Here is a 14,611-nt window from a genome sequence, read left to right as displayed (position 1 = left end):
CTTATGATTCGCGGCCAAGCCTTCTGCTCGACATAGGGCGCGGGCTCTGCGTCAGTCCCTTCCGGTAGCTCTCGTGAACGGGCCACCCATGTCTTCGCCCGAGGGTCGCGCGAGCTGTTGCGGGAACCTCTCCGGCGCCGCCGCGACTGGTGAAGCCACTATCAGACAACCGCCCAAGCGTTACCGTGTCGTCGTCGATCGCGAGTTCGGAGAACCGACGCAACAGTGGTACCAACTCGGGCAGTGTCGGTGCCAGGCGCTTGCCGGCGGGCATTCCCAGAACCGCCCATCAGAATACCAGCGCCGCAATGACCTTCGGTCCGTATATTGCGGGCCGAGGTGCGCGTGCTGTGACGACGCGAGGGATCAACACCGTATGTAGTACCTATGCGAGCGTGGTCACGGTTCCAGCCGGTCGTGCGACACAGTTCGTCGAGGATGATTCCCTGGCGACCTTGTCGGCCCGCGTGTAGCGGGTCGCGATCGTCTTCGGCACCGCTTTGCGCTCGGCCCTCGACAGTCCCATCATCCGGCCCTACCGCCACCACCCGAACTCCCGACCGACACGCCGCTACGCGGGCATTATCAGGTGAGGCAACGAATGGACCTACGCGGGATTTCCGATGAGTCAACGCGGAGCCTTGCTGCGGGCGCCTTTGCGGCGGTAAAGTCGGCACCAATCGATTGGCAAGATGCGGCTGATGCCCCTCGGCCTTCCGGTTTTCCACGCTTCAGTCGTTCCTCGACATGCGCTCGACCGCCGTCGCCGGAATCGGCTCGACCGACACATCAATCGCGAGAGGATCGCCGAGTGAAATTCCCCAGTCCGCGGCGTATGAGACTGTGTCTCAGTGTGGTTGTCGTCCTCGCCAGTGTTGCCGTAGGGTGCACTGCGGAATCCTCCGAGGGCCCCCTCAAGACGCCTTCGTCTGGAGAAGGTTGGGAACTGGGCCCTGCGACGTACGGACAGGTCGTTTCCGGCAACATTCCGGTGCGAATGGATGACGGTGTCGTCCTCGACGCGACCGTCAAATATCCAGCAGATGTGGCTACCGGAGAACGCGCTCCGGGAACTTTTCCCGTAATAGTGAATATTACGCCGTACGCTCCCGATACCGAGCCGTATGCGGTCGAACACGGCAAACTATTCACACAGCATGGATACATCTTTGCCAGTGTTTCGATCCGAGGTACCCAAGACTCGGGCGGTAGTTTTGGACTCTTTTCCGGGCGCGATGCTGCCGACGGTGTGGAGATCGTCGAGTGGGCGGCGCGAAAATTGGACGGCTCTAATGGCGCGGTGGGCGGCTACGGCTGTTCCTACCCTGGCATGGCACTGATTGCCACAGCCGGCATGGTTGGTAAGGGCTCGCCTCTAAAGGCCATCATCCCGGCGTGCACTGGATGGGACTACATTCGCGAGATGTCGCTTGTAGGAGGTATTCCGACAGGTGATTCGGTCCTTTATGATCAAATGGGCGAGTTCGTAGGGAACCAGCCTTCCGCCCGAGATGCTTTCGGTGTAGTGGCAAACGATTTGCGCACGGGTGGGCCGGCCGCCTACAACGAGTTCTGGCAAGAACGCCAGCCGATTGGCTATGCAACAAAGATCGTCGATAACGACATTCCGACGCTTTTGTGGACGGGCTGGAGTGATGTCGGGCGACGTGGAGCCTTGGAAATGTATGCGGCAATGCAGAATGCAGCTGTCCGCGTGGAGTCAACCAACGGTCCTGCTTTCTCTGACTCGGCATCGGGAAAGTACCAGCTGATCGTAGGCCCTTGGCACCACACTGAAGGTCTGGACCCTGCCGTCATGCTGAGATGGTACGACACTTGGCTCAAGGATGAGGCGACTGGCATCGACCGCACGGAGCAGCCTATGCATCTGTACGAGCAGGGAAGCGAACGCTGGATTAACGCGGCGTCCTACCCATTGGACTCCGATTATGACCCGTTCTACCTTGGCCCAGCCGCCACCTTGGCGAACGGCCTCGCGACCACCCCGGGGCGTGAAACGATTGCTTGGACGCCCCCAACCGAATCTGATGGAGTTCTGAATTTTACGACAGCACCATTCACCAATGGCGTGACTTTAGCCGGTCCCTCAAGTGTCGAGGTCTTCGCCCGAACCAACACCACGAATCTCGCACTGATAGCGACTCTTTTGGACGTCGCGCCAGACGGCACTGAAATTCCGATCACTTTCGGTGTCGTTCTCGGCAGCCAGAGTGCTCTAGATTCCGATCACACGTGGCGCGACAGCAACGGGACACTCATTCGGCCCTACGCCACCCAGTCTCAAGATACGTACCTGACGCCGGGACAGCAGCAACTGTTCAGTATTCCGTTGCACCCGAATCTTTGGTCGGTCGAGCCTGGGCACGCTCTGCGCATCCGATTCACCACTCAACCCTCCGCCCAGGATTGCGACATCGACGGCGGTGTGGGAGTGCTACTCCCGTGCCGGCCGAATGATCCTCAGCGGGCTTCGCTCGCTGGTGGCATCTTCGACATCGAGTGGTCGGCGGATGACCCTTCTGCGGTTAACCTTCCTCTGCTCCCTTATCGATGTTTTGAGACATCAACTGCAAGAGCAACGTCAGGCAGTCACGGCGCAGTCATCCCGGTAGAGTGGTCCTCCTCTGAGAATCACTGCTAGGGCATGTCGGGGGGCGACCCCGACGACATCTCCCTCTTTCACCGATGACGTTCTCCCCGATGATGACGCTGTCTCCGTCGATGCTGGTGTCGGCGTCGCAGCCGAACGAGCTGACTCGGAGCCAGCCGCTAGCTGCACCCCGTGTAGCGGACTACTTGCGGCCTACGGTGCCTTGCGTAGGCGAGAGCCCGCTAAGGCTCGGGTCGTGAGAGGGCCGACCTGAGCAGTCAACAGGCCAGTGCCTCCAGGTATGTCAGGAGGGCGGTGATCGCGATGGCCAGCCCGATCGCGATCGTTCCCGCTCGTTCATTGTTGTCGGCACTGTTCCCAGTCATCGGTGTCCTTCCGTCCGATATCCGAACCCCGGTTCGGCAACCGCGGTGCGGTGTAGGCGTGTCATAGCGAGAACGGTTCTGTCCGTGCGCCTGTGGATGCGTCTCGGTGTCCCTGGCATCACCCGTCGAGGTTTGATGGCGATGGGGAGATGCCGGCGTGCGTAGTCGGTGCACGCCGGCATCTCGGTGGGTCCTCTGTGGGGGTACGAGCACTCAACCGGGTCCGGTCACTGCCCGCCCACCCGTTAGGTGAGGTTCTGGGTGTAGAACTCGGTCAGCTTGTCGAAGGGGATCATCTCGACCCGGTCGTAGAGGTCGACGTGACCGGCACCGGGCACGATCACCAGTTCCTTGCGGTCACCGGCGAGGCGGTAGGCCTCTTCGGTGAACTCGCGCGAGTGCGCGTCTTCGCCGGCGATGAACAGCATCGGGCGGGGCGAGATGGTCTCGATGTCGTTGAAGGGGTAGAAGTTCATGAACTTGACGTTGCTCGACAGCGTCGGCTGGGTGGTGGTGTCGGGGCTGTTCCCGCGCGCGGTGCGGTAGAAGTCGTAGAACTCGCGCTCGATCGGGCCGGACTGATCGGTCAGCTGTTCGGTTGTGCCGCCGGTGTATTCGGTGGGTCCGCCGGTGAATTCGACGTCTCGCTGGGCTGCGGCTTGCGCCAGGGCGGCGTTGCGCTGATCGAGGGTGACCGAGTGGCCCAGCCCGTTGCGGGTGGCACCGCCCATGTCGTACATGCTGACCGTGGCGACGGCCTTGATGCGGGGGTCGATCTTCGCGGCGCTGATGACGAAGCTGCCGCTGCCGCAGATTCCGAGCGCGCCGATGCGTTCGGTGTCGACGAAGGACTGGGTGCGCAGGAAGTCCACGCCGGCGCTGAAGTCCTCGGTGTAGATGTCGGGGGCGACGGCGTTGCGGGGCTCGCCGGCGCTGTCACCCCAGAACGACAGGTCCAGCGAGAGCGTCACGAAACCCTGCTCGGCCATCTTGGTGGCGTAGAGGTTGGCGCTCTGCTCCTTGACCGCGCCCATCGGGTGCCCGACCACCATGGCGGCGTTCTTGGTGTTGCGGTCGAGGTTTTTGGGGACGAACAGGTTGCCGGAGACGTCCATCCGGTACTGGTTCTTGAATGTCACCTTCTCCATGGTGACCTGGTCGCTGGTGTAGAAGTTGTCGGCGCCTTGGGACAGATCACCGGAGGCCAGGTTCGGGACCGGCGAGGCAGGAGCTGCCGATGAGGTGGGCGAGTCGGCGGCCGAGCAGGCCGAGGCGGCCAGGACGGCGAGCGTGGCAATACCGGCGCCGGCCAGCTTCCTTGAGCGGTGAGTGCCTCGCCGTGTGCGGGGGGTGTTCATCGTTGTTGTGCTCCTTGTGGTGTGTCGTGTCAGAGGGTGAGCAGCGTTTTGACGGCACGGCGCTCGTCCATCGCCTGGTAGCCCTCGGCCGCCTGGTCCAGCGGGAGGGTGAGGTCGAAGACCTTGCCGGGATCGATCTCGCGGCGCCAGATCAGGTCGATCAGCTCCGGCAGAAAGCGGCGGACCGGTGCGGGGCCGCCCATCAGGTGTATTTCGGCGAAGAACAGTTGGTCGGCGGGCAGGGTGACACCGTCGTGGGAGACGGCGACGTAGCCGACGTGCCCGCCGGGCCTGGTCGAGCGGATGGCCTGCAGCATCGATTCCTCGGTGCCGACGGCTTCGATGACGCTGTGTGCGCCGAGCCCGTCGGTGAGTTCCTTGATCGCGGCGACACCCTCGTCGCCGCGGGTCTCCACGATGTCGGTGGCACCGAACTGGCGGGCCAACCCTTGGCGGTCGGCGTGCCGGGACATGGCGATGATCCGTTCGGCGCCGAGCTGTTGGGCGGCGAGCACACCCATCAGTCCGACGGCACCGTCACCGACCACGGCCACGGTCTTACCGGGTCCGGCCTCCGCGGCGACGGCGGCGAACCAGCCCGTCCCGAGGACATCCGAGGCCGCCAGCAGCGAGGGAACCAGGTCCTTCTCCGGCTGACCGGGCGTGGCCACCAGGGTTCCGTCGGCGTGGGGGATGCGGGCCTTCTCTGCTTGGGTGCCGATGTCTCCGGCGACGAAGGAGCCGTGTACGCAACGGGATTGGTAACCGGCGCGGCAGATTTCGCAGGTGTTGTCGGAGATGGCGAACGACCCGACGACGAAATCACCGACCGACACGGTCTGCACGGCGGCACCGATGTCCTCCACGACGCCGACGTACTCGTGTCCCATCAGGGTGTGATCGACCGGTTCCACACCCCGGTACGGCCACAGGTCGGATCCGCAGATGCAGGTCGCGGTGATCCGGATGATCGCGTCGGTCGGCTCGATGATCTTCGGGTCTTGCCGCTCGACGACGCGAACATCGCCGGGGGCATACATCACTACTCCACGCATGGTGGTCCTCTTCGGTCGTTGGGGGTCAGCGGGCGGTGTAGCCGCCGTCGACGGGCAGGGCGACGCCGACGACGAAGCTGGCGCCGGGGCTGCACAGCCACAGCACGGCGGCGGCCATTTCGTCGGCGGTGCCCAACTGGCCGATGGGTTGGTTGGCGGCGGCTTCGTCGGGGTCGAGGTCGCCGGAGGCGATCATGTCGGTGACCATTGGGGTTTCGATGGTGCCGGGACAGATCGCATTGATCCGGATGCCGCGGGGCGCGTATTCGAGTGCGGCCGAGCGGGTCAGACCGATGACACCGTGCTTGGCGGCGTGGTAGGCGGCCCGGCCGGGGAGCCCCACGAGGCCGCCGAGGGAGGAACAGTTGACGATCGCACCGGAGCCTTGGGTGCGCATGTGGGCGAGTTCGTGTTTCATGCAGGCCCACACCCCGCGCAGATTGATGCCGGTGACGCGGTCGAAGGTTTCGGCCGGCTCGTCGGCGGCATCGGTGGCGGGGGCTTGGATTCCGGCATTGTTGTAGGCGAAGTCCAGTCGGCCGAACGTTTCGACGGTTGAGGCGACCGCGGCGGCGACCTGAGCCTCGTCGGAGACATCGCAGTGCACGGACAGGACCTGGTGCCCGGTGTCACGCAGCTCGGTGGCCGCGGTGTTCAGCGCGTCGTCGTCGACATCGGCGAGAGTCACCGCGGCACCGGATTCGGCGAACGCCCGCGCAGTGGCACGTCCCATGCCGGAACCGGCACCGGTCACGAAGGCGACCTGGCCGGTGAAGTTGTACGTCGGGTTCACGATGATGTTCCTTTCATTGGGGTGGTCAGGCTGCGGTGATGGTGAGGGTGTCGGTGCCGTCGGCGTGGGTGATGGCGTCGAGTCCGGTGTCGATCTCGCCGATCATCACGATCCCGGGATCGGGAATCGTGAACCCGTCTTCGCGGTAGTAGATGGCCAGGTCATTGCTGGGTGCCCAGTAGCCGAGTTGTCCTGCCCGGTAGCTGCTCTGGCCCGCACCGTCGGCGAGTTCGCGAGGCAGCGGTCCGGCCTTCTCGCGACCGCCGAGGTCGTGCAGGGTGATCGTCACCGGTAGCAGGGACGCGAAGTCTCGTGCCGTGGCGTTGTCGTAGAGTCGTGCGGTTGCCTCCGACGCGCCGATCCTCAACCGAATCTGCGTGAACGGTCCTTCCTGAACAGGTTGTGACGTTGCAGGGTGCGCCGTGAGTGATGTGGCTGGCGAACTGTTCGCGGCCGAGTCCGAGGTGTTCGCGCAGGCGGTGAGCACGGCGACGGCGGTGACGGCTGTCGTGAGGACGACCAGTCCGGTGATCCTGGGGCGCATGGGTTTTCTCCTGTCGATGCCGGTGTTCAGCCGCGCTCTAGCTCACGGACGTGGGGACCCGCAGCGTCTCGTCGGAGGGTCGGGGCGGCGGGTTACCGGCGGCAGGACGCGCCCGGGTGGTCGCCAGCAGTGCGATCGGTATCAGCGCGGTGGCCGTGATCGCGGCGCCGAGGACCGCCGGCCCGACCACACCCAGTGACGTCGACAGGGTGGTCGCGGCTAACGCCGATCCGGCGGCGGTGCCGAGGTTGAAGGCAGCGGTCGCCAGCGACGACGCCAGCCGGGAGGTATGTCCGGCGAATCGCATGGTCTGGGCGATCAGCACCGGGTTCGCCCCGAGCCCGGAGGCGCCCAGGACAACGATCAGACCCACCACGATCGCCGAGTGGCTCGCGGTCGCTGCCAGGACGAGCAGCAGAACCGAGGTCACCGTCACCGCCGCGGCGATGGTCGCCAGCGGCCACCGGTCGCCGATCCGACCGGCCAGCGCGGTCCCCACCAGGGCACCCACACCGAACCCGACCAGGACCAGCGGCACCAGCGCGGCAGGGATGCCGGCGCGGTCGGTCAGCAGGGGGCTGATGAAGCTGTAGGCGCCGAGGAACCCGGCCTGCGCCAGCATGATCGCACCCAGCACCGCCCACACCCGCCACGGCCGCACTGCCGAGATCTCCGAACCCGCCGACACACTCACCGCGTTCCCGGTCGCGGTGCCCGGAGCGAACCGAACGACAGCGACGATCGCCGGAACCGCCAGCACGGCCAGCATCCAGAACGGGCCCCGCCACCCGGTGAACTGGCCGGCGAAGGTGCCCAACGGGACACCGGCGACCACGGCCAGGCTCATTCCGCCCGACATCACTGCCAATGCCCGCGCGCTCGCCCCCGGTCCGGCGGTCGCGGCCGCCACCACCGCGCCGGTGGCCCAGAACGTGCCGGTGGCCAGCGCGGTGAGGACGCGGGAGGCGGTGACGACGGTGAACGAGTCGCTGACCGCCGCCACCACGTGCCCGGCGGAGAACACCATCAGCGCCCCGATCAAGGTCGCCCGGGCGGGCAACCGCAGCGTGGCCAGCGCCATCACCGGCGGGCCGATGATCATGCCGACCGCGAACGCCGTGACCAGCAACCCGGCCCGGGCGATATCCACACCCAGATCCGCGGCGACGTCGGGCAACAGTCCGGCGACCATGAACTCGGTCGTGCCCATCAGGAAGATCCCGGCCGCCAGCACATACACCAGCACAGGCAGGCCAGTGCTGGTGCTGGTGCTCGGTTGGACAGCTGTTTGCGTGGTCATGTCACCTCGTCGATATCGAAGGATTCGGTCGCAGAGCACCTCCGTGCTCGCAGCATCCATGCAACGCCGCTGACCGCTCGCGTGGGAGGCGAAGATTAGGGGGGTGCTGGCAGCACCCCCCTCACAGCACCTGGCATCGGCCGACGCGCGGGTCGTAGCCTCGGGTGTATGGAGTCCACCAACCGAGTCGCCGAGATCGGCCAATTCCTTTCGTCACGGCGGGCCAAGATCACCCCTGAGCACGTCGGTCTGCCGGTCTACGACGCCGCCAAGCGCCGTGTCCCCGGGCTGCGCCGCCAAGAGGTCGCCACCCTGGCCGGGCTGTCGGTCGACTACTACACCCAGATCGAACGCGGCAAGGTCAACGGCGTCTCCGAGTCCGTGCTCGACGCCATCGCGCGTGCCCTCGAACTCGACGACGCCGAACGCTCCCATCTGTTCGACCTGCACCGCAGCGCCCTCAGCAGCCCGCAACGAGTCCGCTCACGCCGCACCAAGGCGGTGCGGCCGATGGTGCAGCGACTCCTCGACGGCTACACCGGGCCCGCATTCGTGCGCAACGCCCGCCACGACCTCGTCGCCGCGAACCAGCTCGCCTACGTCTTCTATTCGCCCCTGTACCCGGACCAACTGCACCCCGATCCCAGCAAGGCGGTCAACTTCGTCCGGTTCTGCTTCCTCGACCCTCGCGCACACGAGTTCTATCCCGATTGGGACCAGATGGCCGACGGCGCGGTCAACCTGTTGCGCACCGACGCCGGACGCGACCCATACGACCGCGGCATCTCCGACCTCGTCGGTGAACTGTCCACCCGCAGCGAAGAATTCCGGGTCCGGTGGGCCAAACACAATGTGCGCCTGCACTACACCGGCACCAAAACCCTCCACCACCCCGTCGTGGGTGAGATCACCATCGGCTACGAAACAATGCCGCTGCCGGCCGACCCGGGCCTGGTCCTGACCCTCTACAGCGTCGAACCCGGCAGCCCGTCGGCCGACGCCATGACCCTGCTCGCCAACTGGGCCGCCACCACCCTCACCGCCACCGCAGCCGACCACCCGGCCCTCACCACCGGCGAATAGCGCTTCGGCGACTCCGACCTTGTCGAAAGGACAATTATGACGACCATCGCAATCATCGGGGCCGGCCGAGGGCTCGGCGCGGCAACGGCCAGACGTTTCGGGCGTGACGGATTCACTGTCGCACTGATCTCGCGCACCCAGGACAACGTCGACCGAATCGCGGCCGAACTCGCCGAGCACGGGGTGCAGGCGCGCGGATACGCCGCAGACGTGCAGGACCGGCCGAAGCTGGCCGGCGCGCTCGAACGGGCAGCCTCCGAACTCGGCCCGATCGAGGTACTGCAGTACAGCCCGGTCCCGCGCAAGGACTTCCTGCGCCCTGTCCTGAAGACGACGGCCGCCGACCTCGCCGCGGCCGCCGACTTCTCCATCCTCGGCCCCGTCACCGCCGTCCAACAAGTGCTTCCCGGAATGCGGCAACTGGGGCGCGGGACGATCCTTCTCGTCAACGGTTCCAGCGCAGCGACACCGAACCCCAACGTGGCGGGCACCTCGATCGCCTTCGCCGGCGAATCGGCCTATGGTGCAATGCTCCACGAGGCGCTCACACCTCAGAACATTCACGTCAAACAGCTCATCATCCCCGGCGCAATCGGAGGCGGGGACCCGCTCTACGCCCCCGATGCCCTGGCCGATCAGCTCTGGAACATCCACGCCCAGCCCGGCCCCTTCCAAGCCACCGTCAGCGGAATCGGCCTGACCACGTGAGTATTCCACCGAATGACCGATAGTGGCGACTCAGCGCCGCGGGTGAGATCACCAGGCGGTCGGCGATGCCACCTCATCGACCAGTGATGACCCGTCGCGCAGCTCATCCAACTCGACGAGGCGCACACCGTCGGCGTAGTCGCGCTGCACAGCGGACGCGACCCGCATCGCCAGCCGCGTCTTGCCGACACCGCCGATCCCGGTCAACGTCACCAGCCGAGACCCGGCCAGCAGATTCTTCGCCTCGGTCAACTCGTGCCGGCGGCCGACGAAACTCGTCAGCTCCAGGGGAAGACTTCCCGTCGCGCCCAGCGTGGAGGATGGCTGCGACAATCGCCCGCCGCGCCAGGTCGGTTGCTCCCCGTTCCCCTGCGCATCGGCCTCCGCACGAAGTGCCATCTCGTCGACCGGGAAGCCGTGGGCGCGTTGCAGCCCTCGCAGCTGTTCCCCGAAGTCGGCGGCAGTGGCCGGGCGCTGACCGGGGGTCCGGGACATCGCGCGGGCGATCACCGCGGACACTTCGTCGGGGATCCCGTGCTCACGCAGGTCGGGCACCGCCTGCGTGGTGATCCGCCGCGCATCGACGTAACTTCCTCGGGGACTGTGCACCCTGTGGAATTGCTCTTGGGGGTGTGCGAGCTGGTGGTGCGTGGAACATGGTTGTTGCGCTTTCTAAGGCTCTCTAGTGGTTTGTTGTTGAAGTATCTTGACGGTTTGCCTTGGTAAGGACTTGGTCGGCAGTCTTGGTCCAGACGAACGGCGCGCAGCGGGTGTTCCATCCGTTGATGAAGGCGCGGATCTTGGTAGTCAGATCCTTGACGGAACCGAAGGTTCCGCGGTGGATGGCCTGACGTTCGATGATCCCGAACCACACCTCGTCGGGTAGCGGGGACGCGTTGCCGCGCCCCCGCCCCCTCAGAACCGGCCGTGCCCGATTTCCGGGCAACCGGCTCAAGCAAGCCCTGAAGGCTCACAGACCGTCAGAAGTGCTGTGCTCGTTGCCATCACCGGTTCCCCGGCGGTAGCAGTGGGCGTGTACGAGATGCGGCGCGGTGCGTTTGTCCGGTGTGCCAGCCCCCGTGGTGGCGGTGATCGCGTGTTTGCGGACCGCCTTGCGGGTGGCCACCAGCCACAATTCCCACTCCTGTGGGCTTTGCGGCTCGTGCTCGGCGTGCAGCAGCAGCCCCCGACATAGCGGGCATCGGCCGTGCTGCGCCTGCAGCAGGCGCAGGGTGCCTCGGCCCAGTGGAGGTTTGCTGCGGCGACGTCGCGCGGCCCAGTAGTCGGCCAGGGCCGGGTCGTCCGGAGACGCCGCCCCTGCCACCATCCGGTGCCGGACAATCGGTGTCCAGGCGAACTTGCGGAGGTAGAAGCCGGACTCCCGGCTGCCGAACACCCACGAGTCCGTCCTGGCGGGGTTGAACGTGCCGAAGTACCGGGCCTTCACCCAGCGCAGCGGCTTGTTCGAGTGGGAGAACCGGGCCCATTTGTAGACCAGTCTCCACACGTGGGCGTCCAACGCGTTGAACGCCCGTTTGGATACCCCGATCCGGTAGTAGGCGGCCCATCCGGCGATGATCGGGTTGAGCTTGGCGATCACCGCATCGGCGTTGGCCCCGCGTAGAGCCTTCACCTCGGTGGACAACCGTTTCCGGATCCGCCGCAACGCATCGTCACTCGGCTTGGTCAGCAGCTTCCCGTTCCGGAAGCGGCGGATGGTGAACCCCAGAAAGTCCACGCCCTGATCTTCCAGATGCGTGATCCGGGTCTTGTCCTCATTGAAGACCAAACCCCTGGGAGCCAACCACTCCGCCAGCTGCGCCTTGACCTGCTCGGCCTGTGCACGTGAATAGCACAGGGCTAGCAGATCATCGGCGTAACGGATGACCACCGGGCACCCCGACACTGTCTTCCCGGCACGAGTGCCGGTGACGTGGTATCGGACTCCGGCGGCGGCCTCCATACCGTGCAGAGCAACATTCAGTAGCAACGGACTGATCACCCCACCCTGAGGAGCGCCGTCCCCGGTCGGGGCGAACCGGCCGTCCTCGATCACACCCGCCGTCAGCCACTGCCGGACCAGTTCCCGAGCCGGGAACGTCCCCAGCGACTGACAGATGTGGTCGTGGTCGAGCCGGTCGAATGCCGCGGCGAGATCGGCGTCGAGCACCCACAGACGTTGGGCGTCGGTGCGACTCGCCGTCGTGTGGATAGCCACGATGGCGTCGTGGCAGCCACGACCCGGCCGGAACCCATAAGACTTCGGTTCGAACCGGGCCTCCCACTCGGGTTCCAACGCATTGACCGTCAGCGCTTGAAGGCATCTGTCGGCGATCACGGGAATTCCGAGCGGGCGGCGGCGCCCGTTGCTTTTCGGCACATACACCCGCTTGACGGGTTGCGGTGACCACGGTTCGGCCCGGTGCTGCACCCAGTCGGCCAGTTCGGCCTTCTGTTCCGCTGTCACCACGACCTTGCCGTCGACCCCGGCCGTCTTGCGGCCAGCGTTGACCTCCGTCACCCGCCGCACCGAAACCAGTGCGTTACTGCGGGAACGCAACATCAACTTCTGTAGATTGCGGACCTTCTTGAGGTCCCCTGCCTGTGACGCCGCGAAGATTCGCTGCCGCAGCCGCCGTACCTGTTCCTCGACCGACCGCCAACGCACAGCGTCCCAGTCGAGGCTTCGGCCCTGGGGTCCGTTCACCGGATCGTCACCGTCGGCGACCGTAGTCGTCTCCGGCATCGTCCTGGCGTCCAACTTGCCCCCTCGAGGTTCCAGCGTCGTCGAGCATCGATTCGTCGCAGGCTCACCCGGCTCGCGTCAGCACCCTTTCGGGTCGGGGCAGCTGCCCCTATCCGGCCAGTTATGCGAGCACCGTCGGAGAGGAGCCGACCAGTGGTGCCCGGTTTCCTGCGGCCTTTCGGCTACCGGCATTCGCTTCTCGAGCCATCCTGCGCCCGCTGCGGAATTCCGCCTTCCTCACGGTCGGCCTACCAAGAGCAACTACGCCCTTGGACCACAACGGGGTTGTCACGTTCCACATCAGACAGATACGACCGGGTTGGGTGCCCTCTGTACCCCGGGGACGGTGGTGCGTTCCCGCCCGGCCAAGTTCGTCCGGGCGGCACCCGCCGCCTTCCAGCGGCCGGTCCCTATCTCCCACTGAAGCTTCCCATCGGCGGAAGTGATCATGACGAGGCGTCGACGAGGGTTCACGCTATTCACCCGTCCGGTCTTCCCCAGCCCGTAACCCCTGGATGGAACAAGGGTCCTTCGGCCTTTCACCTCGGGCTCCGCACCCCGCGGTTACCCGCGACGCACGCCGAGGCGGGGACGGCCCCCACGCACGGGACCGGCAACTACACCATCGACATCGATCCTCCTTCGGTGAGTTGCGCTGTACTCATGCGACTTCGTGTCGCACCACCAGATTCATCCACGATGCCGAGGTGGGCGTGAAATGCACATGGATACGGGGATGTTCGGCCAGCCACGCCCGGACTTCGGCCTTCTTGTGAGTGGCATAGTTGTCCATCACCAGATGCAGCTCCCGCTCCGGGTAGGCGCGGGCGAGGTGTTTGAGGAAGACGAGGAACTCCTGATGACGATGCCTCGGTTTGCACAGCCCGGTGACCTTCCCGGTAGCGATGTCCAGGGCTGCGAACAGGGTCGAGGTGCCGTGCCGGACATAGTCGTGGGTGCGTTTCTCGACCGAACCGATCCGCATCGGCAGCATCGGTGCCGTCCGGTCCAGGGCCTGGATCTGCGACTTCTCGTCCACGCACAGCACGATCGCGTTGTCGGGCGGGTTCAAGTACAGCCCGACGATGTCGGTGACCTTGGCGACCAGCTCCGGGTCGGTAGAGAACTTGAACGTCTCACTGCGCCAAGGCTTGACACCGTACTCGCGCCATGCCGCCGCGACCGTGGTGTTACTGATCTTCAATCGGTCGGCGAGCAACCGGCTGCTCCAGTGCGTCACTCCGAGATTCTTCGGCGGCGGAGCCAACGTCGCGGCCACAATCGCGGCGTGGTCGACCTTCCGAGGCCGTCCCGACCGCAACTCGTCCTCGAGCCCCGCGGTCCCGAACTGCTCATAACGCGAACGCCACAGGATCACCGTCGGCCGCGAGACCCCGACCGTCCGCGCGATCTGCGCATTCGACTCCCCGTCTGCCGCCAACACCATCATCCGCGCCCGCTGCGCCAAATCCGCACGCACCGACTTCGACCGCGCCAACGCGGTCAGGACATCCCGATCTCCGTCACGCAACACCAAAGGAGCAGCTCGCATGCCTCATTGTCTCAAACAAGACCGTAAAATCACTTACCCCACGCCGCACTAGTGGTGTGTCTCGCAAATAAATATGGATTGATTCGATAGAATCCGTGCATGAGGAATCCGGTACCCGCTTTGCAGATTTCCGATGGGCAGCGTGTTGCGCTCGAGTCGTTGGCGCGGTCGCAGACGGGTGCACACCGGGAGGTGGTGCGGGCCAAGGCACTGTTGATGGCGTCCGAGGGTGTGGCCAACACGGCTATCGCGCAGGCGTTGTCGGTATCGCCGGGATCGGTGGCGAACTGGCGGGCACGGTTCGCCGAGGACGGCATGGCGCGGTTGGGCGAGGTGCGCAAGGGTCGTGGTCGCAAGCCCTCGATCCCGCAGGAGAAGATCGACGAGATCGTGGACCTGACGCAGAACTACCGCCCGAAAGGCGAGACTCATTGGAGTTGCCGGACGATGGCCGAGTATGTCGGAGTCTCGAAGG

10 protein-coding genes and 3 pseudogenes are annotated in these 14,611 nt (G+C 65.5%); 4 read left to right on the top strand and 9 right to left on the bottom strand.

Annotated elements, in window-relative coordinates; translation table 11 throughout:
- The first annotated feature begins 997 nt into the window (after window positions 1–997).
- On the top strand, window positions 998–2,662 hold the full coding sequence (locus tag G9373_RS22805) for a CocE/NonD family hydrolase (RefSeq protein WP_164060177.1): 1,665 nt from the start codon (window positions 998–1,000) through the stop codon (window positions 2,660–2,662).
- Between the two features lie 580 nt (window positions 2,663–3,242).
- Here G9373_RS22805 and G9373_RS22800 read toward each other — a convergent pair.
- Genes G9373_RS22800 through G9373_RS22780 form a run of 5 tightly spaced genes read right to left on the bottom strand, consistent with a single transcriptional unit; the run spans window position 3,243 to window position 8,047 of the window.
- Entirely contained in the window at window positions 3,243–4,355 is a 1,113-nt protein-coding gene (locus G9373_RS22800) for an alpha/beta hydrolase (protein ID WP_167116885.1), read from the bottom strand.
- Between the two features lie 29 nt (window positions 4,356–4,384).
- Window positions 4,385–5,410, bottom strand: coding sequence for a zinc-dependent alcohol dehydrogenase family protein (locus tag G9373_RS22795; RefSeq protein ID WP_167116882.1), 1,026 nt, complete (start codon window positions 5,408–5,410; stop codon window positions 4,385–4,387).
- Window positions 5,411–5,435: 25 nt separating this feature from the next.
- A complete protein-coding gene (locus G9373_RS22790; RefSeq protein WP_167116879.1) occupies window positions 5,436–6,203 on the bottom strand; it encodes an SDR family oxidoreductase in 768 nt (255 codons plus the stop codon).
- Between the two features lie 25 nt (window positions 6,204–6,228).
- Window positions 6,229–6,747, bottom strand: coding sequence for a cyclophilin-like fold protein (locus tag G9373_RS22785; RefSeq protein WP_167116876.1), 519 nt, complete (start codon window positions 6,745–6,747; stop codon window positions 6,229–6,231).
- Window positions 6,748–6,784: 37 nt separating this feature from the next.
- Entirely contained in the window at window positions 6,785–8,047 is a 1,263-nt protein-coding gene (locus G9373_RS22780) for an MFS transporter (protein ID WP_167116873.1), read from the bottom strand.
- A 168-nt stretch (window positions 8,048–8,215) separates the two neighbouring features.
- Between G9373_RS22780 and G9373_RS22775 the strand changes: the two genes are divergently transcribed.
- Entirely contained in the window at window positions 8,216–9,130 is a 915-nt protein-coding gene (locus G9373_RS22775; protein ID WP_167116870.1) for a helix-turn-helix transcriptional regulator, read from the top strand.
- Between the two features lie 36 nt (window positions 9,131–9,166).
- Window positions 9,167–9,838, top strand: a complete 672-nt coding sequence (locus G9373_RS22770; RefSeq protein ID WP_167116867.1) for an SDR family NAD(P)-dependent oxidoreductase — start codon at window positions 9,167–9,169, stop codon at window positions 9,836–9,838.
- Window positions 9,839–9,901: 63 nt separating this feature from the next.
- Here G9373_RS22770 and G9373_RS47715 read toward each other — a convergent pair.
- From G9373_RS47715 to G9373_RS22755, 4 genes and pseudogenes are all read right to left on the bottom strand, one after another.
- Window positions 9,902–10,417 (bottom strand): annotated as a pseudogene (locus tag G9373_RS47715) (protein kinase); the annotation flags it as partial.
- A gap of 103 nt (window positions 10,418–10,520) precedes the next feature.
- Window positions 10,521–10,715: pseudogene (locus tag G9373_RS46620) on the bottom strand (IS630 family transposase); the annotation flags it as partial.
- A gap of 93 nt (window positions 10,716–10,808) precedes the next feature.
- On the bottom strand, window positions 10,809–12,584 hold the full coding sequence (gene ltrA, locus G9373_RS22760; protein WP_167116864.1) for a group II intron reverse transcriptase/maturase: 1,776 nt from the start codon (window positions 12,582–12,584) through the stop codon (window positions 10,809–10,811).
- Between the two features lie 682 nt (window positions 12,585–13,266).
- Window positions 13,267–14,136, bottom strand: a pseudogene (locus tag G9373_RS22755) (IS630 family transposase); the annotation flags it as partial.
- Between the two features lie 99 nt (window positions 14,137–14,235).
- On the opposite strand from G9373_RS22755, the gene G9373_RS22750 reads away from it, so the two are divergent.
- Window positions 14,236–14,611, top strand: a 376-nt coding sequence (locus G9373_RS22750) for a helix-turn-helix domain-containing protein (protein WP_167116861.1), incomplete at its 3' end; no start/stop codon positions are given.

Origin of the sequence: Rhodococcus sp. A14 (assembly GCF_011603105.1) — a bacterium.
In the GTDB taxonomy this organism is placed as follows: Bacteria; Actinomycetota; Actinomycetes; order Mycobacteriales; family Mycobacteriaceae; genus Rhodococcus_F; species Rhodococcus_F opacus.
The sequence above is the reverse complement of the archived record's forward strand: the minus strand, read 5'-3'. Positions and strand labels throughout refer to the sequence as shown.